Origin of the sequence: Erythrobacter sp. YT30, assembly GCF_001542875.1 — a bacterium.
Classification (GTDB): domain Bacteria; phylum Pseudomonadota; class Alphaproteobacteria; order Sphingomonadales; family Sphingomonadaceae; genus Erythrobacter.
In genome coordinates this window covers 233,325-260,211 of sequence record NZ_LMAF01000002.1, presented here as the reverse complement: position 1 = coordinate 260,211, position 26,887 = coordinate 233,325, and the positions used below count along the sequence as shown (strand labels likewise).

The 26,887-nt window shown below is 57.9% G+C and carries 24 protein-coding genes; 18 read left to right on the top strand and 6 right to left on the bottom strand.

Going from position 1 to position 26,887, the window contains the following annotated elements; genetic code table 11:
* Positions 1–50: 50 nt before the first annotated feature.
* A complete protein-coding gene (locus tag AUC45_RS06015; protein ID WP_233998549.1) occupies positions 51–1,766 on the bottom strand; it encodes an iron ABC transporter permease in 1,716 nt (571 codons plus the stop codon).
* A 44-nt stretch (positions 1,767–1,810) separates the two neighbouring features.
* Here AUC45_RS06015 and AUC45_RS06010 point away from each other — a divergent pair, with 44 nt between their 5' ends.
* The 3 genes from AUC45_RS06010 to AUC45_RS06000 all read left to right on the top strand — a co-directional run bounded on the left by AUC45_RS06010 (position 1,811) and on the right by AUC45_RS06000 (position 4,879).
* Complete coding sequence (locus AUC45_RS06010) at positions 1,811–2,830, top strand: ABC transporter ATP-binding protein (RefSeq protein ID WP_067599823.1); 1,020 nt, start codon at positions 1,811–1,813, stop codon at positions 2,828–2,830.
* Positions 2,831–2,892: 62 nt separating this feature from the next.
* The gene (locus AUC45_RS06005) at positions 2,893–3,939 is read left to right on the top strand and encodes a Fe(3+) ABC transporter substrate-binding protein (RefSeq protein ID WP_067603577.1); all 1,047 of its coding nucleotides are present in this window, start codon (positions 2,893–2,895) and stop codon (positions 3,937–3,939) included.
* Positions 3,940–4,063: 124 nt separating this feature from the next.
* Positions 4,064–4,879, top strand: coding sequence for a ferredoxin--NADP reductase (locus AUC45_RS06000; RefSeq protein ID WP_067599820.1), 816 nt, complete (start codon positions 4,064–4,066; stop codon positions 4,877–4,879).
* Positions 4,880–4,899: 20 nt separating this feature from the next.
* Here the strand turns inward: AUC45_RS06000 and AUC45_RS05995 are convergent, their stop codons facing one another.
* Positions 4,900–5,424 carry an Lrp/AsnC family transcriptional regulator gene (locus AUC45_RS05995; protein WP_067599816.1) on the bottom strand — a complete coding sequence of 175 codons (525 nt, stop codon included), beginning with the start codon at positions 5,422–5,424 and terminating at the stop codon, positions 4,900–4,902.
* Positions 5,425–5,476: 52 nt separating this feature from the next.
* Here AUC45_RS05995 and AUC45_RS05990 point away from each other — a divergent pair, with 52 nt between their 5' ends.
* A complete protein-coding gene (locus AUC45_RS05990; protein ID WP_067599813.1) occupies positions 5,477–6,607 on the top strand; it encodes a serine hydrolase in 1,131 nt (376 codons plus the stop codon).
* A gap of 113 nt (positions 6,608–6,720) precedes the next feature.
* Here AUC45_RS05990 and AUC45_RS05985 read toward each other — a convergent pair whose 3' ends face one another.
* Together AUC45_RS05985 and AUC45_RS05980 are read right to left on the bottom strand one after the other, a co-directional pair.
* The gene (locus tag AUC45_RS05985) at positions 6,721–7,251 is read right to left on the bottom strand and encodes a hypothetical protein (RefSeq protein ID WP_067599810.1); all 531 of its coding nucleotides are present in this window, start codon (positions 7,249–7,251) and stop codon (positions 6,721–6,723) included.
* 99 nt (positions 7,252–7,350) lie between these two features.
* The gene (locus tag AUC45_RS05980) at positions 7,351–8,526 is read right to left on the bottom strand and encodes an FAD-binding oxidoreductase (protein WP_156423769.1); all 1,176 of its coding nucleotides are present in this window, start codon (positions 8,524–8,526) and stop codon (positions 7,351–7,353) included.
* Positions 8,527–8,777: 251 nt separating this feature from the next.
* On the opposite strand from AUC45_RS05980, the gene AUC45_RS05975 reads away from it, so the two are divergent.
* The 5 genes from AUC45_RS05975 to AUC45_RS05950 all read left to right on the top strand — a co-directional run bounded on the left by AUC45_RS05975 (position 8,778) and on the right by AUC45_RS05950 (position 13,400).
* Positions 8,778–9,920, top strand: coding sequence for an acyl-CoA dehydrogenase family protein (locus AUC45_RS05975; protein ID WP_067599804.1), 1,143 nt, complete (start codon positions 8,778–8,780; stop codon positions 9,918–9,920).
* Between the two features lie 222 nt (positions 9,921–10,142).
* Positions 10,143–10,826 carry an HNH endonuclease gene (locus AUC45_RS05970; protein WP_197409519.1) on the top strand — a complete coding sequence of 228 codons (684 nt, stop codon included), beginning with the start codon at positions 10,143–10,145 and terminating at the stop codon, positions 10,824–10,826.
* Positions 10,823–11,218: a hypothetical protein gene (locus tag AUC45_RS05965; protein ID WP_067599798.1), complete on the top strand. Its 396-nt coding sequence runs from the start codon at positions 10,823–10,825 to the stop codon at positions 11,216–11,218. The genes AUC45_RS05970 and AUC45_RS05965 overlap by 4 nt, the downstream gene beginning before the upstream one ends.
* Positions 11,219–11,630: 412 nt before the next feature.
* Positions 11,631–12,371, top strand: coding sequence for an SDR family NAD(P)-dependent oxidoreductase (locus tag AUC45_RS05955; RefSeq protein ID WP_067599792.1), 741 nt, complete (start codon positions 11,631–11,633; stop codon positions 12,369–12,371).
* 9 nt (positions 12,372–12,380) lie between these two features.
* The gene (locus tag AUC45_RS05950; RefSeq protein ID WP_067599789.1) at positions 12,381–13,400 is read left to right on the top strand and encodes an aldo/keto reductase; all 1,020 of its coding nucleotides are present in this window, start codon (positions 12,381–12,383) and stop codon (positions 13,398–13,400) included.
* Positions 13,401–13,420: 20 nt separating this feature from the next.
* Here AUC45_RS05950 and AUC45_RS05945 read toward each other — a convergent pair whose 3' ends face one another.
* Both AUC45_RS05945 and AUC45_RS05940 read right to left on the bottom strand, forming a co-directional pair.
* A complete protein-coding gene (locus AUC45_RS05945) occupies positions 13,421–16,135 on the bottom strand; it encodes a TonB-dependent receptor domain-containing protein (RefSeq protein WP_067599786.1) in 2,715 nt (904 codons plus the stop codon).
* Between the two features lie 118 nt (positions 16,136–16,253).
* Positions 16,254–17,846: a hypothetical protein gene (locus AUC45_RS05940; protein WP_067599783.1), complete on the bottom strand. Its 1,593-nt coding sequence runs from the start codon at positions 17,844–17,846 to the stop codon at positions 16,254–16,256.
* A gap of 310 nt (positions 17,847–18,156) precedes the next feature.
* Here AUC45_RS05940 and AUC45_RS05935 point away from each other — a divergent pair, with 310 nt between their 5' ends.
* The 9 genes from AUC45_RS05935 to virB11 all read left to right on the top strand — a co-directional run bounded on the left by AUC45_RS05935 (position 18,157) and on the right by virB11 (position 26,864).
* Positions 18,157–18,543 carry a tetratricopeptide repeat protein gene (locus tag AUC45_RS05935; protein ID WP_067599780.1) on the top strand — a complete coding sequence of 129 codons (387 nt, stop codon included), beginning with the start codon at positions 18,157–18,159 and terminating at the stop codon, positions 18,541–18,543.
* 232 nt (positions 18,544–18,775) lie between these two features.
* Positions 18,776–19,435, top strand: a complete 660-nt coding sequence (locus AUC45_RS05930; RefSeq protein WP_067599778.1) for a lytic transglycosylase domain-containing protein — start codon at positions 18,776–18,778, stop codon at positions 19,433–19,435.
* A gap of 49 nt (positions 19,436–19,484) precedes the next feature.
* Positions 19,485–19,808 carry a TrbC/VirB2 family protein gene (locus tag AUC45_RS05925; RefSeq protein WP_067599775.1) on the top strand — a complete coding sequence of 108 codons (324 nt, stop codon included), beginning with the start codon at positions 19,485–19,487 and terminating at the stop codon, positions 19,806–19,808.
* 24 nt (positions 19,809–19,832) lie between these two features.
* Complete coding sequence (locus AUC45_RS05920) at positions 19,833–20,144, top strand: type IV secretion system protein VirB3 (protein ID WP_067599771.1); 312 nt, start codon at positions 19,833–19,835, stop codon at positions 20,142–20,144.
* 34 nt (positions 20,145–20,178) lie between these two features.
* Positions 20,179–22,620 (top strand): VirB4 family type IV secretion/conjugal transfer ATPase, encoded by a 2,442-nt coding sequence (locus AUC45_RS05915; RefSeq protein ID WP_067599768.1) that lies wholly within the window; start codon positions 20,179–20,181, stop codon positions 22,618–22,620.
* Positions 22,620–23,819, top strand: coding sequence for a type IV secretion system protein (locus AUC45_RS05910; RefSeq protein WP_067599765.1), 1,200 nt, complete (start codon positions 22,620–22,622; stop codon positions 23,817–23,819). Before AUC45_RS05915 ends, AUC45_RS05910 begins: the two co-directional genes overlap by 1 nt.
* Positions 23,816–24,631, top strand: a complete 816-nt coding sequence (locus tag AUC45_RS05905; protein ID WP_082700993.1) for a TrbG/VirB9 family P-type conjugative transfer protein — start codon at positions 23,816–23,818, stop codon at positions 24,629–24,631. The genes AUC45_RS05910 and AUC45_RS05905 overlap by 4 nt, the downstream gene beginning before the upstream one ends.
* A gap of 49 nt (positions 24,632–24,680) precedes the next feature.
* Positions 24,681–25,808: a TrbI/VirB10 family protein gene (locus AUC45_RS05900; RefSeq protein ID WP_067599761.1), complete on the top strand. Its 1,128-nt coding sequence runs from the start codon at positions 24,681–24,683 to the stop codon at positions 25,806–25,808.
* Between the two features lie 21 nt (positions 25,809–25,829).
* Entirely contained in the window at positions 25,830–26,864 is a 1,035-nt protein-coding gene (gene virB11 / locus AUC45_RS05895; protein WP_082700992.1) for a P-type DNA transfer ATPase VirB11, read from the top strand.
* Positions 26,865–26,887: the final 23 nt, after the last annotated feature.

Sequence of the window (26,887 nt, the reverse complement as noted above, 5' to 3'; positions counted from 1 at the left end):
CTGAAGCATTGGACAAGCGCTAGTGACAATTTTGCCTGACACTTGCTGCGTCAGCCGCGTTTTCCGGTTCGGCTGAGCAGAAGGACGGGCAGCAATCCCGCTGCAAGCAGGATGAGCGCAGGGATTGAGGCCTCGACCAAGCGTTCATCGCTGGCGAGGCGATAGGTGCGGGTTGCCAGCGTCTCGAGATTGAATGGCCGCAGGATAAGCGTTGCGGGAAGCTCGCGCAGCGTATCAATCAGCACTAAAGCTCCTGCAGCAGCGAGGCTGGGGCTGAGCAGGGGCACATAGATGCGCGCGAGGACGCGAGCGGGACGGGCACCGAGCGATCGAGCCGCGGCATCGAGCGAAGGCGGGATTTTCGCCATGCCGCTATCCAAGGCGTTGTAGGCGACGGTGAGAAAGCGAACCGAAAGCGCGTAGATGAGGATAAGGCTGGTCCCCGTCAGCAGCAGACCGCCGGTATAGGATGTGCCATCGCGCACCGCGCGAGTGAGCGTCTGGTCGAAAGCGCCCAATGGCGAGAGGAGGCCGACGGCAAGAAGCGCGCCTGGCAGGGCATAGCCAAGGGTCGCAATGCGGATGGTGCCGCGCGTCAAAAGGCTGTTCGATCGAGTCTTAGCAAACACCAGAAGCAGGGCGGCAAGGCAGCACACAAGCGCGCTCGCGATACCGAGCCACAGGCTGCCGCTAGCGTAGTCGGCGAGATCGCGCGCGGCGGCGATGGCAGGGTCGGTCACCGCCATGCCGGCGAGGGTAAGGGCTGGGATTACGAAGCCCAACAGCACCGGCAAAAGGCATGCGATCAGCGCCAAGGCCTTGCCCATGGGCGAAAGCGCGACCAGCGGCTCTGCCCCGGCGCGCGCGCCCAATCCGTCGCGGCTCTCACTGCTGCCGCCCCGTGTCATCGCCTCAAACGTGACAAGCGCGATCACGAACACCAGCATCATTGCAGCCAATCCCATCGCCGCCTGCTTGTCCCCCATGGCGAGCCAGCTTCTGAAGATGCCGGTGCTGAATGTCGGGATCGCGAAGTAATCGGCGACCCCGAAATCGGCGAGCACCTCCATCAGGACAAGCGCCAGACCCCCAGCAATTGCTGGGCGCGCTCCGGGCAAGGCGATGCGGGTGAAAGCCACCCATGGCCGTGCGCCCAAACTGCGCGCGGCCTGGAATTGCGCAATGCTTTGAGTTGCAAAAGAGGCGCGGGTGAGAAGGTAGACATAAGGGTAAAGGACAAGCCCGAGGATCGCACCGCCGCCCCATAGCGAGCGGATCTGCGGGAAGGAGTAGTCACCCACTTCCCAACCCGTCACCGCGCGAAGGCCCGACTGCACTGGCCCTGAAAAATCGAGCAAATCGGCATAAAGATAGGCTCCGATATAGGCGGGCACGGCCAGCGGCAGGATGAGCGCCCATGAAAGGACGCGCCTTCCCGGAAATTCAGCCGCGCTGACGAGCCACGCGCAGCCCGTGCCGATCACCACTGCAATACCGCCAGCAATCGCCATCAGCGCCGCTGTGTTGGCGATATAGCGCGGCAGGACAGTGCTCATCAAATGGCTGATCAGCGCGCTTTCGCCCAAAGGTATGGCGAACAGGACTGCGATGATCGGCACGGCAGCAAGCACGGCGATGATAAGCGCGGCAATAGTCCAGCGATCAAGCGTGACAGCTAGCGCGCGCCCTTCCGCAATGCGAGAAGCATCGGAAACGCCATCTCCGCTTGCCCCCGCCATGCTCACCTGCCTAAAGCGGCGCTTCATCTTTGCCGCCACCTTTGCCATCCGGGACAAGTCCGCAAACATCCATGTCGCTTGAATTTCGCCATATTGCCCATGCTTACGGTGACGTGGAGGCGTTGAAGGATATCAATTTCACAGCGCCTGCCGGTGAGATTACCTGCCTGCTTGGCGCGTCGGGTTGCGGGAAGTCAACCTTGCTTGGGCTCGCAGCGGGGCTTTTGAAAGTGCAAGCGGGCAGCATTCATTGCGGCGGGGAAGTGCTTGCCGATGAGAAGCAAAGCCCACCGCCCGAGGCGCGGCCTGTGGGGCTGATGTTTCAGGACGGCGCGCTGTTTCCGCACATGACGCTTGCAAAAAATGTGGGTTTTGGCCTGCCACGCGGGCGCCGGGGAGAGGTTGAGGGATGGCTCGAACAGGTCGGGCTTTCGGGGCTTGGCGGCCGCTATCCGCATGAGCTTTCGGGCGGTCAGCAGCAACGCGCTGCTCTGGCCCGCGCAATGGCGCCTGAGCCGCCAGTGCTGCTGATGGATGAACCCTTTGCCAGCGTCGATATCGTCCTGCGGCGCAAGCTGCGACGCGATTGCCGCCGGGTCCTGCGCGCAAGTGAAACGACGACGCTTTTGGTCACGCATGATCCGGACGAAGCGCTCGACATGGCAGACCGCATTGCGGTGATGGAAGCGGGCAGGATCGTCCAATTCGGCACCCCTGCTGAGCTGCACGAAGCACCCGCCGCACCATCGGTCGGAGCGATTTTCGGCGGCGCTCAGATTGTCTCCGGCTGGCGCGCAGGCGCAGGCGTGGAATGCGATTTCGGGACGTTTGATGCCGAAAGTGTCGCCGGACCTTTGCCTGACGCGGACGAATTTGACCTGTTGATCTACGCTGATGCGGTGCGCCTGGCAGAGGATGAAAACGGGCTTATCGTGCGCGATCATCACCTGATGGGCGCAGCCTCCCGGGTGGCCTTGGCAGACGAGCAGGGAAACGAAATCACGGTCGAAACGCGCGCGCCAATTGATCTTAATCAACGATACCGGCTGGTGCCCGATGCGGGGAGCATCAGAGCCTTTGCGCGCGATTAAGTCTTGCGCGGATCAAAATAATAATGCAAATCACTCGCAAATACTCGGACGAGGGAATTTCCATGAAAAAGACATTGATCGCAGGGCTGTGCGCTCTGACACTCGCAGCTTGCTCTCAAGGTGCAGAAGAAGGGGGTGAGAATGGCGAAGCAGCGGAAATCGTCGGCGAGGTAAACCTCTACTCCTCGCGCCATTACGACACCGATCTTGCGCTTTATGAAGATTTCACTCGCGAAACCGGGATCGAGGTAAACCGCATCGAAGCCGAGGCTGATGCCCTTATCGAGCGGATCGCGAGCGAGGGGGAGTTTTCACAAGCTGACCTGCTGATTACAGTCGATGCAGGTCGCCTCTGGCGCGCCGAAGAAGCGGGCATATTGGCCCCCGTTGAAAGCGAAATCCTGAACGAACGCCTGCCCGAATATCTGCGCCACCCCGATGGCCTGTGGTTCGGGCTTTCCACAAGAGCGCGCGTCATCATCTACAACAAGGAAGCCGGTGCGCCCGAAGGCCTTGCGACATATCAGGACCTCGCAGACCCCGCCTATCGCGGCGAGATTTGCATGCGATCCTCCTCCAACATCTACAACATATCGCTCCTTTCCAGCATCATCGCGCATGATGGTCCGGACCGCGCCGAGGACTGGGCAAGCGGCGTTGTCGCCAATTTCAAACGCCCGCCGCAGGGCAATGATACAGCCAATATCGAAGCCGTCGCAAATGGTGAATGCGACATCTCTGTCGTCAATACTTATTACCTCGCGCGGTATGCAGGTGATGAGGAGAAGGCCGGATTGCTCGATCAAATCGGAGTGATTTTCCCCAATCAGGCGGGCACCGGGGCGCACATCAATATCAGCGGGGCAGGGCTAGTAAAAACCGCGCCCAATCGCGACAACGCCATCCGTTTCCTCGAATACCTCACTTCGACAAGCGCTCAGCGCTACTTTGCCGACGGCAACAATGAATACCCAGCCGCGCAAAGGACCGACGCGAGTTCAACCGTGGAGCAATTGGGCGAATTTGTACCCGATACGCTCAACCTTTCTGAGCTTGGCAAAAACCAGACGCAGGCCGTGCAGATTTTCGATCGTGCTGGCTGGAATTAAGGTCCGCGAGAGAGGGGCGAGGGCAAGGCGCGCTTTCACCCCTTATCACTAAACTACCTTGAAGAGCCGAGCGCTAAGGTCCATCTGCGCGCTCAATTGAGACACCCACCGAAGGCTATTTTACGTGAACCAACCCGTTCTTGATCGCGATCAGTTTACCGAAAGCGCTGCTTTATCCGTCGAGACGGTGACGCATGTTCACCACTGGAACGATTCGCTTTTCAGCCTGAAGATCACGCGCCCGGCAAGCTTTCGCTTCCGTTCGGGTGAATTTGTGATGATCGGCCTTCCACAAGAGAACGGCAAACCGCTTTTGCGCGCTTACTCGGTGGCATCGCCCAGCTATGATGAGGAACTCGAATTTCTCTCGATCAAGGTCGAAGATGGTCCACTGACCTCGCGCCTCCAGCACATTAAAGTGGGCGACCCGATCTATCTCGGCAAAAAGCCAACGGGCACTCTCGTCACCGACGCGCTGCTTCCGGGAAAGCGTCTCTTTATGCTTTCGACCGGAACAGGCCTTGCCCCGTTCATGAGCCTTGCGCGCGATCCTGAAGTCTATGCAATGTTCGATGAGGTGATCGTCGTGCATTCAGTGCGTCAGGTGAACGATCTTGCCTATCGCGAATTGCTGGAAAGCAAGCTCGAAGGCGATCCCTTGTTGGAAGATGAAGACCGCGAACGCTTTATCTATGTGCCGACAGTGACGCGCGAAAGTTTCCGCATGCAGGGCCGCATCCAGACGCTGATCGATGATGGCCGCCTGTTTGAACAATCCAAAGGCCCCCAGCGTTTCGTCCCCGAAGAAGACCGCGTGATGCTGTGCGGATCAATGGCGATGATCAAGGATCACGCAGCCGATCTCGAAAAGCGCGGCTTTGAAGAAGGCGCGAACAACAAGCCTGGCCAATTCGTGATCGAACGCGCGTTTGTGGGGTAAACACGCCGCGCTTGGCAATCCTATCCCGTCAGCGGGATAGCGGTTTCGAACTTCTTGCATGACCACACGACGTGCGTCGTGAACCGCTGGATGTCGGGATTGGCCATCAAGTGCTCCTTGCTCCAATCCTCATACCATTCGACGTTGGGCCCTTGTACGATCAGGACGTAATCAACCGATCCGGAAACGTGATAGGATTGCAAGACTTCGGGAAGCTGCGCCAATTGATCGTCGAGCGCCTGATAGCTTTCCGGGCTTTCATTCCCGAATGACAAGGTGACAATCAGGCGCACGCCACCTTCGCTTTGCCTCAGGATTGCGACGTCGCGCTCGATCACGCCTTGCGCCCGCAGCGCTTTCAAGCGTCGGCGTACGGCACCTTCCGACAATCCAATTTCTGCCCCAATCGAGGCATGGGTGCGCTGGTTATCGCGCTGGACAAGCGCGCAAATCTTCCGATCAAAATCATCCATTGCGACGAATTCCTCCATATAGATGCCTAGATCAACGAAAATCGTCTCTTTGGCGATCAAAATATGCCACATTCGATGGCGAGGATCGACTAAAACGGAGGCCCAATTATAAAGGCCACCCTAAATGAACCGTATCACCGCCATACCGAGACTGTTTCTCGGGTTTTGCTTCTTTGGTTATTTCATCGGCTTTAGCTTCACCGGCGATTCCGGCACCCCGGCTCTTGCGATCGAACCCTGCGCCGCGCTTACGCAGCTTGCTGAAACCACTGCGAAAGATGGCGAAGTTCCCGGCATCATCATTCTGTTCGAACGCGGCGATGCGAGCTACCTGATCGCTGAGGGCACAACGATGCGCGACGGCGGCGAACCGCTGACGGGCGAGGAAACGTTGCGCCTCGGCTCGATCACAAAAACCTATATGGCGGCGCTTACTCTTGAGCTGTCTCGCGAAGGTATGATCAATCTCGATGCGCCCATTTCGGAGCTTCTACCGTCATCAGTGCTCGCTCGGCTTCCGGCCAACCTCGATCCCAACGTGCGCCAATTGCTTGGCCATCAGTCAGGCATACCGGATTATTATTCGAGGCGATTTTATCTCAAGGATTGGGACCGCACCGCGCCGTTGACGCCCGACGTGGCCCTTCATTCGATCCGCGGGGTGAAGCGCACCATGAACCCTGGCACCCGGTTTGATTATTCGAACACCAACTATCAGGTTCTGGCTCTTATTTTGGAGCAGGCAACCGGCAAGACCATCGATGCCCTGATCGAAGATCGCCTGCTCAAGCGGTTTGGTTTGGCCGAGACCTATTATAGCGTCGCATCACCTCCCGGCGATGTGATCCACGGCTATGGTTCACCTATCGACACGTGGGAGCCGACCTTTGCATTGCGCGAAAATTCAGGACCTGATGGCGGCATGTTTGCAAGCGCGGATGACGCGGCCAAATGGATCCGGACGCTGTTTGCCTCAGACGGCGCATTGCGCGAAATCGGTGACCAGATGATTGCGGACACTGCACCTGAAAGCACGCGCAAGCGGCAGGGGCTAGGCGTCGAAATCTTCCAATCACGCAGCGGCGATAAAGTGTTTGGCCACACGGGTTCGCTCGATGGATATATGTCTGGCGCATTCTACGTGCCAAAAACCGACACGACCATCGTCATCCATATGAGCCGCTCTGATGATCAGGCTTTCTCCGCTCTCCTGTCGGGCACATTCACGCTGGCGATCGCACAAGACTTGGAATGACCAGTGATAAAGAGGGTTGAGCGGGCACAGCTAACCTCTGTATCACCGCCAATTTGGAGCGTTCTGATCCGTCGCACCATTAAGTGTCCGCAGTTACGCACCGCACGGGGCTGCTACTCGCCGCAGCCCTCGTCGCTGTTGCATTGGGCGATAATCGCGGCAATTCCCACTCCAACGGCGAGCGCGGCAACGCCTCCTGCAACGGCTGCACCGCGCAGGATCTTCTTGCCGGTTGAGCGACCTTTCTTCTCGCCATCCTCGCCTTCTTCACCGTCGGCAGGTTCATCGGCATAGATTTGAACGCTCGGTTGTAGCGAATAGCCATTCAGCAGAAATTGAGGCCTATTTTCGATCGTCCACGAGACAGTCGCGCGCCTGATGTTGCGGCGCTCTGGCCTGATGGAGAACGTGTTCGCGAAGCCGTCAACACCATGCCTCAGCTGCGCGCCCTCAATCGTCAGGTCAAATCGCGGCTTTGCCTCAGCGCTCTCTGATCGGCTCCCGAGCGGAATTGTCACGCCGACCATTGCTCGCGTTTCAAAACTGCCCGTGTGAGAGAAAGGCCCCACAGTTTGAGCGCTGGCCAAGCTGGCTCCCATCAAGAGCCCTGTGAAAACCACGATCCTTGCAAGAATATCGATCATTTGACTCGCCCCTGTCCAAATCGATGAGAGTGTTAAGTGGGCAAAAGCATCAGGAATTGTCAAATGAAATCATGCAATTGACGGGGCGATCAGCCGAATTTATGGCGCCCACGCAAATATCGGTGCGACTTTCTCTAGCGCTGCCAGGAATTCGTCACGATCTGGCGTCTCGCTTTCATCGCCAAAGCCAAACCAATCATTGCCGCCCGTCTCCTGGACCATGAGCCCATCGCGGCGCGACAGCACCATCACGTTGCGATGGAAGACGCCGTAGAGCCTGTCTGTTTGGGCCGGCATCCACGCGATTTGACCGCGGACCGGGACAAGCGAGGTATCGCCGACAAGCGCTTTGGCGCCATAGCCTGAACAATTGATCACGACATCGCCGGGAAGGCTCGCCAATTCGGAAAAGGACGCGATTTCGGCTCGCTCAATCCGACCGCCCATGGCTTGCAAATCCGCGATCAGCTGGCGGGTGTATTCAGCGATGTTGAATGTCATCACCATGCCGCCGCGCACCCCGTTTTCGCTTGGGAATGGTGTGCCGGTTTTCTCGCTCCAGCGGGGCGTCATGTCGCGCAGCTTTCGGTCGAGATGCAGAAATTGGCCTCCACCTTCCGGAGAGCTGACCAATGGCGGTTCGCGCATTTGTGTGCGGACATAGTAGCGCGGCGTGAATTCGACAGGACTGCCAGCGCGCCCCACATAGTGCATGTGCCGCGCATAAGAGCGCCGCGCGAACACTTCCCAGCGCCTCTCAAAACCGGGATCGACTTGGGATGCGAAACCAATGCGGCTCGATGGTGACCATACACCGCTTGCCCGTGCAGAGGGCGTCTCTATCGGGAATTCGCGTGCGTAGACTGTCACTTTGGCCCCGGTTTGCGCAAGAGCGATGGCCGCCGTGAGCCCCATCGCTCCCGCGCCGAGCACCGCAACCGTTCTTGGGCGAGACGTGGCGGCAAGATCGCGCGCTGCCTCGGCATAGCCCCAAGCAAGCGACCAACCCGAACCGCCATGACCGTAATTGTGAATGAGTGTTTTGCCGTTCACTATTTCGGCTTCCAGCCGCGGCCCGGCAGGACGAAATGGCCTCAGGCAAACACTTATTCGGGTGAGGTTGTCGGCGGACAGATCAAGCGGCTTTAGAGCCTCCCCGCCAAACGGCGGCGCAGGTGCGACAGCCGGGCGCGTCGCCAGCCGGTTATCCGTGCACCCTGCCACAAAAGCGCCAAGGCCCGACGCGATGATCGCCCGTCTGCTAAGGTGTTGCAAAGCCCTTTGTCCTCCCCTTGATTGCCCTCTTAGGCACGAACAGCCGGGCTGGGAGCGCGAGGCGGCAGTGTGTTCTGTTTGAGCGGTGCTTTGCCAGCATTCCCCACACGTGAGTAAACCGACGTCGCAATTCCTCACGCGACGATGCGAATTTCTCAATCCTGACTAGCATCTTTCGCGCTTGACGCGTGCGTCAACTCGCGCTTCATTCAGTCCCAGAACACAACGCATTTCGCACAAAGGGATTATGGATGCTCGATACAGCTCACCGCACGGCTTACAACGAAGATCACGAAGCGTTTCGCGACACGGTTCGCAAGGTGCTGGGCGAACATATGGAGCCTTACCTCGATCAGCATGAAGAAGAAGGCATCGTCCCGCGCGAAGCATGGAAAGCGCTGGGCGAAGCGGGCATGCTTTGCCCCACCGTCAAGGAAGAAAATGGCGGGCTGGGCCTCGATTTCGGGTTCAACTGCGTGCTCGCTGAAGAGCTATCCTATCTCGGCACCAGCGCCGGTTTCACGCTGCAAAACGACATCACCGTCAATTACTTCGAGCGTCTCGGCAGCCCCGAGCAGAAAGAGAAATATCTCCCCGGCATGATCTCTGGCGACATCATCACCGCCATCGCGATGACGGAGCCGGGTGCAGGATCAGACTTGCAGGGCATCAAGACGACAGCGGTTGAGGATGGCAATCACCTCGTCATCAACGGCTCGAAAACCTACATCACCAACGGCCAGAACGCCGATTGCGTGATCGTGGTTGCAAAGACCGATCCGAGCGCGGGTGCGAAAGGCACATCGCTTGTCCTTGTCGATGCGGGCACGCCGGGGTTTGAGCGCGGGCGCAATCTCGACAAGATCGGCCAGCACTCCGCCGACACCTCTGAGCTGTTTTTTCAGGACGTGCGCGTGCCGAAAACGAACATTCTGGGCGGCGAAAATCGCGGCTTTATCCACCTTATGGAAGAGCTGCCGCAAGAACGCCTCTCTATCGCCGTATCCGCACAAGGCGGCGCGCAGCGCGCGTTTGATGAAGCGGTCAAATTCACCAAGGACCGCAAGGCATTTGGTAAGGCTGTGTTCGAGTTTCAGAACACCAAATTCACGCTCGCAGACCTGCAAGCAAAGCTGCAAGTGGGCTGGGCGCACCTCGACTGGGCAATCGCGCGCCACTTGCGCGGAGAGCTGACTACGGGCGAAGCGTCCTCCGCCAAGCTGTGGCACACCGAAATGCAATGGGAAATGGTCGATGCCTGCCTCCAATTGCACGGCGGCGCGGGCTATATGAACGAATACGCAATTGCGAGGCTTTGGCGCGATGCCCGCGTCCAGCGCATCTATGGCGGCACAAGCGAGATCATGAAGGAAGTGATCAGCCGCGAGATTTAATCGGTAGTGGTCGATGTCCGCTTTGTGCGATGGCAGCAGGCCAAAGCGGACATTCCGATAAAGACCCGTAGCGGAACTGCAACACAATGCTCGCGAATACAGCGCGCCACACCAGTACCGCCTATTTTTCTACAATGAGATTGAAACGATTGCCGCATTTCCGGCGCAAAGCGTTCATCCTTCTTGTTTAGCTACCTTCAAGAAACAACAAGGGGGAACGACGTGCCGATTGCAGAGAAAGACGTTAAACTGCTCTGGGGTAGAGCGGCTGGCTATTGTAGTAATCCGGACTGCCGCGCCAAGCTTTCCGAAATCGGTGCCAATGGCGATAGCTTCCTCACAGGGGAGCAGGCTCATATCATTGCTCGCCAAGCTGGAGGTCCGCGCGGCCAAGCTGGCGGCGGGTCGGATAGTTACGATAACCTCGTCCTTCTGTGCCCGACCTGCCATACGAGAATCGACAAGTCGCCTGAAGGAACATACTCGGTCGAAACGTTGCTCGACTGGAAGAAGCAACATGAAGCTTGGGTTGATAGTATGTCGAAGTCAAAAAAGATGACGAACACCGCTGAGCTGATGAGTTATCTGGTCGGACTGCTCGACGAAAACAAATACTACTTTGACACTTATGGCCCGAAATCGGAAATCGCGGAGAAGAACCCAGCTTCATCGGCACATGCGATTTGGGCGGCGCGCAAGTTTGATGTTTTGCTGCCCAACAACCGGAAAATTGTGCGATCATTAGAGACGAATGCGGAGCTGGTACCGGAGGAAATGAAAGCAGCTGTTTTGAAGTTCAAAGACCATGCATCTAGCTACGAACAGAACCAGTATGGACGTCTGGATTTTTATCAGCTTTTCCCAACCGATTTTGCGCAATTGGCATGTAAGTGGGCTGCTCAATGAGTAACGGGTCCAATGAACACGGTATCTCGTTTGCGCAGATATCTTGGTTTGATCGCTTGTTGAACGCACACGCAAATGTGATCGAGGCTGAGAGGCATCACGACATTGTTTGGAATGTTACTCGCGGGCGCGGGCGTGATATCCAAGCAATCTGCCTAGACGAATATACATGCGGAATAGGGAAGGTCTTGGAAGTGCGTGAGCAATTCCCTGCTGTGAATTTGATTTATGTCGGTGGTATGTGGAATAGCTACACGATGGAGGCCAAGGAATACTGCCTTGGCCATGAAATCGGCCTGTTCAACACAGGCGAGATGACCGGGGCTTTGTACAGGAATGACTTTTGGGCATACCACAAGAAGGATGAGGATGGGAATCCAGTATATCCTTGACCAGTGCCCAAGTCTTCAAAGTGTATGGGGCTTCGGGTCTTACTTTCGAGGCGGACTATTCAACGATATTGATATTCTTGCGGTAGTCGATGGAGACAGAGCCGGGTTGGTCAAAAGAATTCATCAGATCCGGGAATGCTTTATGGGCCTTGATCGAGAGTTTGGACTGAAATTTAACCTGCTCATTCTTACCATTGAAGAGTTTTCAGAACGACCTCTTCGCGATATGGATCAACTAGTGTTACTAGGTAGGCGCTAGTCCGCGCTTCTCGGGCATGCCTGATAGCAGAAAGCCCGCTCCCGCCCATTCCCGCCGCAGTCAACACCACATCCTCACACCCATAGCTGACACAAACGACCGCTTTACAAACCCATCACAACCCTTTCTTGTTGCTGCAAAGGGAGAGCGAGCATTACCAACCCCCTCGATTTCAGCGGTAAGCGTGTTCTCGTCATTGGCGGGTCGGGCGGGATTGGTAATGGCATTGCGCAGGGGTTTCGCTCTCGCGGGGCCGAGGTAATCGTCACTGGCACGCGGCCCGATAGTGGCGACTATCTCGAAGCTGAGGATAGCGACTTTACCGGGCTCACCTATCACCGGCTTGATGTGACCGACCGCGAGGCTGCCGATGCTTTGGCTGGCGCGGTGCCCCAACCCGATGTCATTATCCAGTGCCAAGGCACGGTGCGCTATGGCCGCAAGGAATTCGCCCGCGAAGGATGGGATGATGTCGTCGATGTGAATCTCAATTCGGTGATGGATGTGGCTCGGGCGTTTCACGCAGCGCTCGCTGAAAGGGACGGGACGATGATCGTCGTTTCGTCCGTCGCCGCGTTTCAATCGACCATGGGCAATCCCGCCTATGCCGCCTCGAAAGCGGGCGCGGCGAGCCTTGTGAAGACATTGGGCGAAGCGTGGGCGAGGGACGGCATTCGCGTCAATGGGATCGCGCCCGGGCTGGTCCCGACCAAGCTGACAACCATCACCACCGAGCATCCCGAACGGCTGGAGGCGACCTTGCGCTCCATCCCGCTTCGCCGGGTCGGCACGCCTGAAGATATGGCAGGCGCGGCGCTATTCCTTGCCTCACCGCTTGCCGCTTACATGACCGGGCAGACACTGGTGGTCGATGGCGGGCTGACGCTTTCATAGGAGAACACAGTGCAATTTACTCGCCTTGGAAATTCCGGACTTTCCGTCTCACGCCTGTGTCTTGGCTGCATGACCTATGGCGACAAGACCAAGGGCTGGCATGGTGATTGGTTGCTGGATGAGGATGAGAGCCGCCCGTTCTTCCGCGCCGCCCTGGAAGCGGGGATCAATTTCTTCGACACGGCCAATGGTTATGCGGGAGGAACATCGGAAGAGATTACGGGCAAGCTGCTGTCCGAAATGGCCCGGCGCGATGAGATCGTGGTGGCGACCAAAGCCTATATCCCATGGCGCAATGCGCCCAACACTGGCGGGCTCTCGCGCAAATCATTGATGCAGGCGATTGATGACAGCCTCACTCGCCTAGGCATGGAATATGTCGATCTGTTCCAGATCCACCGCTGGGATGATGAGACGCCGATTGAAGAGACAATGGAGGCGCTCCACGACATCGTGAAGGCAGGCAAGGCGCGCTATATCGGGGCGTCCTCCATGTATGCGTGGCAATTTGCCAAAGCGCAGGAAGCGGCGCGCGCGAATGGGTGGACGCGCTTCATATCGATGCAGAACCAGCTGAACCTTCTCTATCGCGAGGAAGAGCGCGAAATGCTGCCGCTGTGCGAAGACCAGAATGTCGGGGTGATCCCGTGGAGCCCGCTTGCGCGTGGACGGCTGGCCCGGCCTTTGGGTGAGGAGACGGTGCGCAGCAAAACCGATGGTTTTGGCAAAGTGATCTACCCCGAAGATGAAGCGGATAACGCTGTCATCAATGCACTTGAGGCGCTGTCAAAGGAACGCGGCGATGCGATGGCGAGCCTTGCTCTGGCTTGGCATTTCACCAAGCCGAGCGTTGCTGCGCCCATTATCGGCGCCAGCAAACCGCACCACTTGGAAGCAGCTGTGGCGGCGCTCGATATCGAGCTTTCAGCTGAAGAAATCGAACCGTTGAAAGCGCCCTATCGCGCCAAATTCCCGACAGGCATGGCGATGGGGCTGCCCGGCATGGATCAGGTGAGCGTGCGCGATTGATTTCGCGCACGCTTCCCAGATCAGAAATCAGCTTTGAGGCCGATGGAGAAAGAGGTGCCTACGTCGAACGTGTTGATCTCAACGCGGTTGCCATTCAGCTCCTGAAACTCGAAATTGTCGCGGCCGGTGATGTTGCGAACCTCGAAAGACAGCTCCATCGGCAGGCCGATAAAGCTGAGCTCGGAACGCGCCACGAAATCGAGAGTAATGCCAGGATCTTCGACAACATCAGGCAAAGCGCCGCCGCGAAGGGTCACACGCTCGCTCGCATAATTGACGAGGAAGGTGAATTGCTGGGTCTTCTCGGTGTCTTCAAGTCCGATCGAGACGTTCGCGACATGGTCTGACTGGCCAACAAGCGGCGCGCCATTGTCGAACAGCTGATCGGCAGCTTGGCCTTCATTGCCGGGAACAGGCGCGATATCGCCAGGTCCCACAGACAGCTCGGATTGGGTGTAGGTGTAGTTGGCAAGCAGCAGAATTTGCTTCGTTTCAAAGAACGAGCCGCCAAGACCGTAAAGATCAATGCCGTACACAAAGTCGACTTCAGCGCCGTAAAGTTCAGCAGCAGGAGCGTTGGCAAAGCTGGTGAGGATCTGGCCCGAAGCAGACACGAGCGTGTTTTCAATCGGGTTGTCGATTTCCTTGTAGAAGCCTGCAAGGCTGATCCGATTGGCGCCGTCGATATAGTATTCAGCGCGCCCTTCGACGTTGATCAGTTCGCTGTCATTGAGGAACGGGTTACCGCGGAAACGGCGGTTGGAATCGGGATCGAAGTAAGTCTGCTCCACCAGCTCACGGAATTGCGGGCGGGCGATCGTTTGCGATGCGGAAAGGCGCAATTGCAGCTCATCCATCGGCGAATACGTGATCGTGCCGCCGGGAAGGAAGTAATCGTTGCCAAGATCGGTCGCGGTTGCACCCGCAATCGGGGTGGTAAAGACGGTTTGGTCGAGATCGACCGTTTGGGTCGCATCTTCGTACCGCACGCCCGCTTCGATGGTGAGAGTGTCGGTCGGCACCCAGCGGAACAGGCCGTAGCCTGCATAAATCTCAAGCGCGGCATCGAAGACCGGGAACGGGTTTGCCTCTGTCAAAGTGACATTGAACCCGGCAAGCGTAGCGCCATTGATGATGTTGCCTGGCTGGCGAAGGCCCAGTGCAACCGCCACGTTTTCATCTAGCGGTGCAAGATCGGGGTTGCTGGGATCCGGAGCGATGAACGGCCTAAACTCGCGGCTCGATGAACGACGATCCGTGTCGGTGTACGCCCCGCCGACCGTAATTTCGAACGTGTCGGTAAGAGCGTAGGAGACGTCAGCGCTCGCAAAATAGTTCTCTTCTTTGAGATCATCGAAAGCGACGGTCGAGATGCCTGCGTCAGACAGCTGGTTGAAATACGCAACAAATTCATCGCCAAATGGGCTCGAAGGGATGTTGGTGCGGGTATAGCTGAATGTCGTGTTGAACGGCGCCTCGCGATCGGTGCGAGCATAGCCTGCGCGCAGGTCAACTTCGAACGTGTCAAAGTCGAGCTCTGTCACAAGCTGCGTATCGATCAATTGGCGTTCGAACCAAGCAGTCTGTTGGTTGATGAAGTCAAAGCCATTGAGACCGGGGAAGGGGTCAAACGCTTCTTCAAGCCGCGCGGTTTTCAATGTGTCGCGAATATAAAGATTGGTCCAGCGAACCGTGTGCGGACCAAAATCGAGGCCGAGGCCTAGCAGCGCGTTTACGAGTACGTTTTCATCGGTGATGAACGTGGTGCTGGTATCGAACACTTCAGAAAGGTCGCTGCTGCCGCTTTGCGACAGCACGCTGCGATTGCGCAGGCTGTTTTTAATCGAGGCGGTGGCGAGTATACCGAGATAGGTATCATCGCCCAGCTCAATCGATGTGCCCCCGGTGATCGAGCCGGAGAAATTGGGGCGCTGATCGCTTACGCGCTGCAGGGTCACGAGGTTGGTGGGAAACAACTGCCCCGCAATGCCTTCAGAAGTCGCAATGTCGACATTGCCAATCCGCTCTCCACTATCGAGAAAGGCTTGCAGATTTGACGGTATATCGCGGTTGCCATTGTCGAAACCGAAAGAATCCCAATCCGAACCGAAATAGGTGAGGCCGTTTTGGAATGTGGTTTCGGTGTCGCCGCTCGCGCTGACGCTGATCGATAGGAAATCTTCGACCGGTACAGCTTTGGTCGTGAGGTTGATGACGCCGCCGCCGAATTCGCCGGGGTAGTTGGCTGAATATGTCTTCTGGACGAGCGAGGAGGCCACCACGTTCGTTGGAAAGATATCAAGCGGAACAACACGGCTGAGAGGTTCAGGGCTGGGCAGGGGCAGGCCGTTGAGCAGCGCGAGCGAATAGCGATCGCCCAAACCGCGCACAAACACGCGGCCATCACCAACAACAGAAAGACCGGTGACGCGGCCAAGCGCGCCTGCAATATCGCTTTCGCCAGTCCGCGCGATGTCGTCTTCGGAAAGGACCGTTAGAACCTGCGTGGATGAACGCTCTGGATCGCGAATCCGCCGCCCGGTGACAATGATACCGCCGCCCGGAACGGAGACATCAGGCTGTTCAGCATCCTGAGTGTCATCGAATTCGTTATCGTCGCCAGAGGTCTCTTCTTGAGCAACCGTGGTGTTCGTATCTTGCGCGGAGACAACGCTCGGAAATGTGAGCGATGTGGTAATTAGCAGCAGCCCTGCGAGACGCTTGCCGGTCGACATAGAACTAGACCCCCTCATGAATTGGTCTTGTAAAAGGGTGGGCCTTCGACTTGGCCCATCATGCAAAGAGGGAGGCGCGTTGTTATCGCACCCCCCTCGCTAGGTTAGAAAGGTACGATCAGCTTACGGGAAGCGAGGTACATGCCCCCGAAGCGCTGCCGAAATCGACAATCGATGAGTTGCAGGTCCAGTCGCCAAAGTCGGTTGACAGGTCCGCTTCAACCGCACCGATCGATGTCGCCGTGCTGAAGAACGAAGAGCGCGCTGTTGCGTCGAAGACGGCAACGCCGTTCTCATTCGCTCCATTCACGAACACATTCGTCAGTGTGAGAGTGAAAGCGAGATCGCTGTTGCCATCGAAGAGCGCGGCAAGAGCCGCATCAGAGGCGGCATCGTTGTTGGCACCGCGAACCGGGCGCGTCCCGTCGCAATCGCCAACGAGCGAGTTGAGACCGATAATCGCGTCCTGCGTTGGCTGCTCATCAACGCGGAAACACAGGCCTGAACCCGCATCATCGGCATCGAGCACGCCATTGGTAAGGCCGATTGCCGCACCGCCGCGAGCGCGTACGATCTGCGATGAAGCCGAGGAACGCTGCACGAAAGTGAAGTTGTTCACCTGGAATTCGGTTTGTGGTTGCGCATTCCCTGGCGTGCCTTCTGCCAGATCATCAGGCGAATCGAGTTCGATAAGGCTGTCACCCGTGCTTGCGCGCTGAGCCACGACGACGGTTTCGAGATTGACGCGTGCGCCAGTATCGACGTCGAGCGAGTCGTCCGAGGCGCCAACAACCGCAATGTTATTCGCGTCGAATTGTCCGCCAAAGAATTCAAGGCCATCGTCAGAGCTGTTGAACGAGAAGACGTGGTTGATTGTCGTCCCGCTGCCAACGCCGCCAGTCGTCAGTGATTGCAGCTCATTGGCCTGCTGCAGCTCAAAGCCTGAATAGCGGATCTGGTTATATGTGAAGGAACCTGAGCTATCTCCATCATCGGCGCCGCCAAAAGGTGTTGCGACTACCGTGCCTTCAAGCTGCTGTTCGCAGGTCGGGTTGGTTGTGAAGTCGCCTGGCGTCGTGTTGAACACTTGCGTTGAACAATCCGAAACGCGCGCACGGCCAAGGAGAACCACGCCGCCCCATTGTGCCTGGCTGTTGTCATTGCTTAGGCCAAGAACGTTGTCGCGGCTGGTCCAGATAATTGGATCAGTCTCAGTGCCGTCCGCTTCAATTGCGTTTCCGCGATTGACCACGAAGAAACTTTCCGCCTGCGCGAAGAAGATCACACCTGGCTCAACCGTGAGCGTCACATCGGTACCAGTGCTGCTAAAGCCCTGGTCGGTTCCGACGTTAACCCGGTTTTGGATCTGATAAAGGAGGCCATCGACGAACGGCAGAGTGTCATCCACCGTGAAGGTCGTGGGCAAAGTGCAGACCCTGTATTCACCAGTGGGACCAGAAATTGTTCCGTCATCAGTCAATCCACCTGGGGTATTGATGGTCGGGCACCCAGAAGCCGGAGTGACAGTGGCGCCGCCGCCACCACCACCGCCGCCGCCGCCACCGCCGCCGCCGCCACCGCCGCCACCGCCGCCGCCTGGGTTGATAATGATGTCGCCGCCCGTACCAGGCGACACGATTTCATCAGCGCCGCAGCCGGCAAGAGCAATAATGCTGCAACCCAAAACAAAAGTGCGATGTAATTTACTCATTGCAAACGGTCCCCTTGAACTCCGAAGAATCACGTGCGCGACATGCGCCTCACGGGCTCCGCTAGGGACGGTAAGTGACAGAATTTTTGCTGAAGTCAGAAATATAAGACGCAATTGTCATATGACTAAAAGATGACAGTTTGCGTGTGGAAATCCCCTTTGCTGCTAGGTGGATCGCTCGGGTGCCCTCAGAAAATCCAATTTTTATAATTGCTTGCTATATAAAATGACATAAATACGTATATATGACATTTTTGTTGCATTGTTGTGAAATACTTGTCACATTCAGGATCCAGAAGGAGATTGGATTATGTTGACATCGTTGATGGCCGTATTGCTCGCCACACAGGCGGCCACGGATCCGGCGGTTGCTCAATCAAGTGACGTGCAGGGCCAACCCGCTGACATCGCATCGGAAGCTTTGCAAAGCGGCCGCAGCGACGAAGCTATCGCAGCATTGGAACGTGCGCGGGCAAAGCACTCGGACGATCCCGCTGTGCTGATTAACCTGGGTGTGGCGTATGCGCATCGCGGCGATGATCTGAAAGCGCGCAATCTCTTTAAAGCCGCCATGGACAGCCGCACGGTGATCGACCTTGAGACCGCTGATGGTGACGCGATGAGTTCACGTCACCTTGCTCGCAAGGCGCTTTCCATGCTCTCTCGCGGGGAGTTTCGCGCTGGCACGTTGAAGTAACGCGCAAGCATCCGAAATTACAATTTCCAAGGAGAGAGGCTGCGAGGCCTCTCTTTTTGATTCGGCCCTCTTTGATCCGGCGCGGCGCTGCATTCCCGGACTAGACGCCTGATTATTGCGATAGGACGTTGCGCAAAGGCATCTTGGTTAAGAATTTACCTCTAGGCCATAAAGGCTGTCACTCCTTTGTCATTTTGGCTAGACAAGGGGAGTGGTCCGGAGGGTCCAATTCATGCGTATCGTGCGCACCTATCATTGCTGGATTGTCGCAGCCGCCTCGGCTTTGGCGTGCGCGCCTGCGCATGCCGATGTGATGGAGCTTGATAGTGGCGGTGCACGCTGGGTCGCAGGCGGCAGTTCGCTTTCCCCGGTACCGACGCAGCAACAGGTCGATGCCCGTGCCTCGCTGGCCGCTGCATCTGACCCCGCCATAGGCGAGGCTCTTCCCGTGCCATACAATGCGGTTTCAAACACAGCTTCTCATGCCGCGGGCGTTCCTGCGCGCTATGCCGGCAAGGTTCAGGAGCTTGCGCAAAGATACGATCTCAGCCCGAGCCTCATCGAAGCGCTGGTATGGCAAGAGAGCCGCTGGCGCGAAAACGCTGTCAGCCATGCAGGCGCGCGCGGGCTTGCCCAGTTGATGCCCGGCACCGCCAAATACCTCGGCGTCAATCCCGATGACCCGATGCAAAACCTCGAAGGCGGCGCGCGATATCTGCGCGAGCAATTGAACCGGTTTGACGGCAATCTCGAACATGCGCTTGCCGCCTACAATGCAGGACCGGGCCGCGTTATCCGGGCCAAGGGTGTTCCCAATATTCGTGAAACCCGACACTATGTGGCAGCCATCATGGGCCGCCTTGCCAGCCATTCGCGAGAGGCCGCGCCCTAACAAGACGCAGCAATCCCTCGCTTAGATTATCAGGATACCAGACCACACAATGAATATCGTTTCTCGTCTTACAAACCGTTTGGCAGCTTATCTCACAGTGCTGGCCATGCCGTCTGCCGCATTTGCGCAAGCCGCCAATCAGGGCGCTGATCCTGCGGGTTCCGGCCCCATCAACTCCGCATTGCTCTGGCTGCAGGGCACATTGCTGGGAACCGTCGCCACGACAATCGCCGTCATGGCGGTCGCCGCGATCGGCTTCATGATGCTCACTGGCCGGATGAACTGGCGTTTCGGCGCCACTGTCATCATCGGCGTTTTCATCCTGTTTGGCGCGACAACCATCGTCGCAGGCATCCAATCAGGTGTTGGTTAACCATAGTTTGCTAGAGATCATGCAATGAGCGATCTGACCCGTCATCCCGTGCACCGCGCACTGACCCGCCCGCAAATGTTTGCAGGCGTGACGATGAACTTTTTCGTTATCAATCTGATGGTGACGACGATCGCGTTTTTGATCCTCAAAGATCTGCTGATCCAGAACGGCGTGATGTTCATCGTTTTTCTGTTTGTGCCCATTGTCACGCACACAATCGGCTATTTCGCATCGTTAAGAGAGCCGCGCATTTTTGACCTCTGGATCACGAAGGTTTCGAAGTGCCCGCGCGTTCGCAATTTCAAGCGCTGGGGCTGCAATTCGTATGCGCCCTAATCTTGTCCTGTTGGCCTCGTAAGGAGGGCCAGATATGGTGAAATGGATCGGACCTGCTTCCTGGAGCGCGAAAGAAGCGCGCGTGGGGGAGCGTCTGCCTTATGAGCGGCTGATCGATGAGAGCACGGTGCTCTTGCGCGATGGCTCCGTCATGAGCTCTCTTCAGGTGCCCGGCCTGCTGTTCGAAACCGAAGATTCAGACGCATTGAATGCCCACGCCGCAACGCGCGAAGTGATGCTGCGTTCAACCTTGGACGCGCGCTTTGTCCTGTATCACCACGTCATCCGCCGCAGAGTTGAAGTTGAGCTCGATGCAGAGTTCGACGATCCGCTCTCGCGCCATATTGATGCACGCTGGAAAGAACGGCTGGCGGGCGGCTCGCTCTTCATCAACGATCAATTCGTAACGCTCATCCGCCGTCCTGCGCGCGGGAAAACGGGCCTTCCAGAACGGATCGGCAAATTCTTCTCGCGCAGGGGCAATGAAAGCCTTGAACCTGACCCAAGAGACATTCGCAGCCTTAAAGCCGCAATCACCGGATTGACGGCGTCCTTGTCTGCCTATGGCGCAACGGTTCTGTCCGATTACGCAGCACATGGCGGCGGCACCAATTCTGAAATGCTGGAGCTTTTGTCGGCGCTTTACAACGGCGAAATGCGCCCGGTGCGCCGCCCGCATGAAGACACCGACATTGGCCACATGCTTCCCTATCGCCGCGCAAGCTTTGGTCTTGATGCGATGGAACTGCGCGGCTCGGCCGATCCTGATTTCTCGGCCATTCTGGGCCTTAAAGACTATCCCGAAGCGACATCACCCGGCCTGCTCGATCCACTTTTGCGCCTGCCTTTCGAGATGATCGTCACGGAAAGCTACGCGCCCAATGAGCGCACGACCTCGCGCGAGCGCATTGATCTCGCGCTGCGCCGGTCGCGTTCTGTTGATGAAGAGGCCGCGGCAGAGCGCGCTGACATGATGGCGGCGCGCGATGCTTTGGGCAACGGCGCGGTTGGATTTGGCGATCATCATCTGACTGTTCTGGTGCGCGAAACCTCGCTCAACCGGCTTGATGATGCCTGCGCCGCGTGTTCGGCAGCCTTGGCCGATACCGGCGCAATTGCTGTTCGCGAAGACACCAATCTGGAGCCTGCGTTCTGGGCGCAATTCCCCGGAAATGAGGAATACATCGTGCGCCGCGCGCTCATTTCCTCGGCCAATATGGCGGGATTTGGCAGCTTCCACGGTTTTGCCTTGGGGCAAGCGAGCGGCAATCACTGGGGTGATGCGGTAACGCTGCTGGAAACCACCAGCGCAACGCCGTTCTTCTTCAATTTCCACCATGGCGATCTCGGCAATTTCTCGGTCATCGGGCCGAGCGGTTCAGGCAAGACGGTGGTCATGAATTTCCTCGCCGCCCAAGCGCAAAAGTTCAAACCGCGCACGATCCTGTTCGACAAGGATCGCGGGGCAGAGCTATTTATTCGCGGCATTGGCGGCCGGTATGACAAGATCGCCGCCGGAGCGCCGACCGGATTCAATCCGCTTGCTCTGCCCGATACGCCGGCAAACAAGGCGTTCCTGCGTGATTGGCTGGGCGTGCTGTTGAAAGCTGATGGGCCGGAGGAACTGGGCCTTATTTCCGCTGCTGTCGATGCGGCGTACTCAAACGATGCGCGGCTGCGCCGTTTGCGGCATTTCAAGGAATTGCTGGCTGGCGCGCGGCGTCCGCAGCCCGGCGATCTGGCCGACCGTTTGAGCGCCTGGATCGGCAATCCATCGGGCGATGATGGCGAACATGCATGGCTGTTCGATAACGAGGCTGACCTGCTCGATCTCGAAACCCGTGTACTCGGTTTCGATATGACAGCGCTGCTCGAAAACCCGCGTCTTCGTACGCCTGTCATGATGTATCTCTTCCACCGCATTGATGAGCGGCTCGATGGTCAACCGACCATGATTCTTATCGATGAGGGTTGGAAAGCGCTTGATGATGAGGTGTTTGCAGCGCGCATCCGCGATTGGCTCAAAACGCTCAGGAAGCGCAACGCACTGGTTGGGTTTGCGACGCAATCGGCGCGCGATGCGCTGGAAAGCCGCATTTCGACCGCTCTGGTGGAGCAGACCGCGACCGTGCTGTTCATGCCCAACAGCCGCGCACGGCCAGAGGATTATTGCGACGGTTTTGGCCTTACCGAACACGAGCTCGCGCTGATCCGCACGCTGCCAGCGCACTCGCGCTGCTTCCTTGTGCGTCAACCCGATGCGAGCGTTGTGGTGCGGCTTGATCTGTCCGGCGCGCCCGAAGTGCTGACTGTGCTTTCTGGTCGCGAGGCTGCGGTTCGCCGTCTTGACCTGCTGCGCGAAGCGGTGGGGGATGATCCCTCGCAATGGTATCCAGCGCTCACCAACACCGCATGGCCTGATGGCTCAGCTGCATTGGATGAGCACGGGCAGCCGATCCAGCAGGCAGCCGAGTAATGGCCACGAGCTGCGATCTCGTCGCTCAAGAAATGGGCACAGGCGTCGCCGCCGCTCTAACGGCGGTGGATTGCCTTGCCAGTCAGGTGAGCGAGCAGGCATTTGGACGTCTGTTCGGCACTGATGGGCAGATGGCGCTCGCGCTGACACTGCTGCTAGTTTTCTACGTCGCATTCTTCGGCATCAGCCTGATGCTGGGGCGGTCAAATTTATCAGTCCGCGCGCTGGTGCCCAAGCTGATGACCTTGGGATTGGTTCTGACTTTCGCGACCAGTTTTGCCGCGTTTTCAAGCGTCTTTTACAACATCTTCGTCGAAGGTCCGGACGAAATTGCGGGCGTTCTCACAGGTTCGGAAGGCTCTGCCACCGCGACTTTTGCGGCCAAGCTGGATGTTGTTTTCCTGGCCATTCAGGAGGCCTCACAAGGCCAGACTGATTTCGATATCTTTACACCGCCCGGCCTCATGTGGATGGGCGCGACCATGCTGCTTTTGGGCACGGTTGGCCTCTTGGTAACCGCGCGGATCGGGTTGGCGCTGTTGCTCGCAGTGGGGCCGATTTTCGTCGTCCTTGCGCTGTTCAACGGCACACGCGGGCTTTTCACAGGCTGGCTCAAAGGCATGGTGATGCTCGCACTTGTCCCGATTTTTGCGGTGATTGGCGGATCGATCATGTTGGAAATGGCGGTGCCGATCCTGGCGGCGCTGGTGACGCTTCCCGGTGAGATTGATCAGCAGGCTGCGATGGGCTTTTTCGTGGTTGGCTTTGTCCATTGCGCGCTCATGCTGATGTCTCTGATCGTGGCATCGAGAATGGTGAGCGGTTGGCAGGTCTTTGGCCTTGTTCCCTCAAAAGAAGAACGCGCAAGCTATGACACTACGCGTATGACGCCGCCTGCCGCGCAAACCCTTGCGCCGGATCGTGCGGCGCGCGCTGCCCCGGCGGCTGCGACCGGTTCGGGCCAGCGCCGCATCAACGTAAGTGCGCCAGCAACAGGGATCGCCGCCAACGATACGGGCAGTTCAAATTCTGGCACCACGCGCGAGACAAAGGTTTATGCGACGTCAAGCGGCAGCGGTCAGGTTTCTCCTACATCAACGGGCCCATCGCGCACGCGCGGGATAGGCAATCGTTTCCGTCCCATTTCCAACAAAGGCGCCGCAGGTGGAGCCGCGCCCAAAATGGAGTCCCCGCAATGAAGCGGCGTATACGCACACTCCCCATCATAGCAGCGCTCGCGTGGTCGTATCTGTCCATAGCAGCCCCAGCCGCCGCCGATGATCCGCGCTTGCAGACCCGCGTCTACAACGAAGCCGAAGTGGTCACGATTAATGGCCGGGTGAAAGTCTCCACCACGATCAAGTTTGCCGAAGACGAGACAATCGAAAACGTCGCCATCGGTGACAGCGCTGCATGGCAAGTGCAGCCAAACAAGGCGCAGTCGATCCTGTTCGTCAAACCGCTCGCGCCATCTGCGCGCACCAACATGACCGTGGTGACAAGCAGGCGGACATATCTGTTCGATCTCGTCTCCTCGCCGCGCAATCGCCCGCTTTACGTGATGCAATTCCGCTATCCCGAACTTGAGCGTGCGAAAGAGGAAGCCCGTCTAGCCGCAATCGAAGACGCGAAAAGGGAAGAGGCGAATGCGCTCGAACTGGCAGCTGCCAGCGACCCCTACGCAGTGGTCGATCCGGCGAAACTCAACTTCGATTGGACAAGCGAAGGCGAACGTGAGCTATTCCCGACACGCATTTATGATGATGGCGAGGCGCTGTTCCTCACATGGCCCGTCGAAGTTGCAGTGCCGGCTATCCTCGTCACCAATGAAGATGGCGACATGGGCCCTGTCAATTTCACAGTGCGCGGTGAGACAATCGTGCTCGATCAGGTGCCGCCGCAGATCATCCTGAGATCAGGAAGTGAGACGGCAACTCTGACGAACAACGCGTTTGTCCCGCCATCTTCGCGCAGTGCCCGCTCATCAGACAAGGAGCAGCGCGGATCATGATTGTGCAATCCACTTGCCCGAAATCCCCACTCGCAATGGAGAAGATGTAATGCGTCTGGCCAAGCGATTTCCTTCCAAGAATGGCGGCAATACGGCCGATCGGTCAGGTGTTGATCCGCGCGATCAGGAATCAGCCGAGATCATCGATCTCGCCAGTCGGAGCGCTTTTCCTGCGGTAACCGAGCGCAAGGCTGGCGGCGACAAGTGGGGCCCTGCATTGGGCGTCGCGATTGTCGGTCTTCTCGGCGCGACCACGTTCTGGGCGATGAATGCAGCGCAGCAAGGCGCAAATGAGGCGACTGGCGTAAACCAGACGCAACCTCCTCAGACCGCCGTGCCAGCGACCGCTCCGGTCGTGGTAAAGCCCGAACCAGTTGAGGCACCCGTGCGCCCCGCGCCAGTACCCGCGCCTGTCTATTCGCGCGATCCCAATGCTGCAGTTGGCCCGGCGGCCAATCCTTATGCGAGCCCGAACCTTATCGCTGATTTCACCGGCGCTTCCCCCACTGCGCCGCTTGTTCAAGCTGCCCCAGCGCCAGCCTCCACGACTGCAGCGCCAAGCGCAGCCGGCGGATCAGCTGGAGAATTTGCGAGCCGTATCGGCGGCGTCGGAGGTGGACCCGCACAAGCTTCGCAGGAGATCAATCCCGCGACCACGGTGACAAAGGGCACGCTGATCCCTGCGATCCTCGAGACCGCGATCAACACCGATGTGCCAGGCTATGTCCGCGCTGTGGTGAGCCAGGATGTGCGCAGCTTTGATGGGACCAAGGTTCTCATTCCCCGTTCTTCGCGGCTCGTTGGGCAATATCAGTCCGGCGTTCAGAACGGGCAGAAACGCGCTTACGTCATCTGGACCGATCTCATCACGCCCAAGGGTGCAAGCATCCAGATATCTTCTCCCGCCGTGGCCTTTGATGGGACAACCGGTCTTGCTGGCGATGTCGACAACCATTTCTTCCGCCGCTTCGGCTCGGGTCTGCTCCTCTCGCTGATTGGAGCGGCTGGAACGATTGCATCAGGCGGTGCTGGCATTGTCGTTGCGGGCGGCCAGAATGCGGCAAGCACGGCAGTTCAGCAGGATGGCAACATCCCGCCCACCATCAAGGTGCAGATGGGCGAACCAGTGCGCGTCTTTGCTGCGCGCAATCTCGATTTCTCAACGGTTTCAAACTGAGCGGCAGCGCCGATTGAAGTCATGACCGCGGATATCCACCCTCTTACGGCAATAGACGCACAAGACGGCGCACAACAGGACGTGAGCGATGCGCCGATTGCGGGCGAGCGCAGCGTCTATCTCGACGCCTATCTCGCGCCATTCCAGCGCTGGCTTGATCGCGACACGGTGACCGAGATTATGGTCAACAAGCCGGGCGAGCTATGGATAGAAGACGCCTCTGACCCGGGCATGAAACGGGTCGATACGCCCGACATTGATGATCGCCTTGTCCAGCGCCTTGCCGAACAGGTCGCGCGTGTGAGTCATCAGGGGATCAACCGCGAACATCCCCTATTAGGCGCGACATTGCCTGATGGCGCGCGCATCCAGTTTTGCGGTCCGCCAGCCTCACGAAAGCATTGGGTGATGGCCATTCGCCGCCACCGCAGGCTTGACCTGCCTCTTGATGCCTATGATACCGGGCCGTTGATCGGTGAGGCTGATATTGCGATGCCCGATCCGCAGATGGAGCCGATTGCATATCTGCGCGAGGCCATCCGCAACCGCCGCACAATCCTTATCTCCGGCGGGACGAGCACGGGTAAGACTACATTTTTGAACGCGATGCTCGGCGAAATCCCGCGGCAAGAGCGTGTCGTGATGGTTGAAGACACGCCCGAACTCAAATTCCCAGGAGCCAATTCTGTCGGACTGGTCGCAGTCAAAGGCGAGCTGGGTGAGGCGAAGGTGACCGCGAACGAACTGCTTCAATCCGCCTTGCGTTTGCGGCCTGATAGAATTGTTCTGGGCGAATTGCGCGGGAGCGAAAGCGTGTCATTTCTGCGCGCTATCAACACGGGCCATCCGGGCAGTTTTTCAACCATTCACGCCAATTCCCTGCGCGGTGCATTGGAGCAATTGGCGTTGATGGTGATGCAGACGGGTATTGGCCTGAGCCGATCCGACACCATCGCCTATGCCGCGAGTGTGATCGACGTGATTGTGCAATTGGGCCGCGATGCAGACGGTAAGCGAGGTATTGCGCAGATTTCAGATAGCCGCGCGCTGATTTGAACGCTCCTTGACTTCTGCGCGGC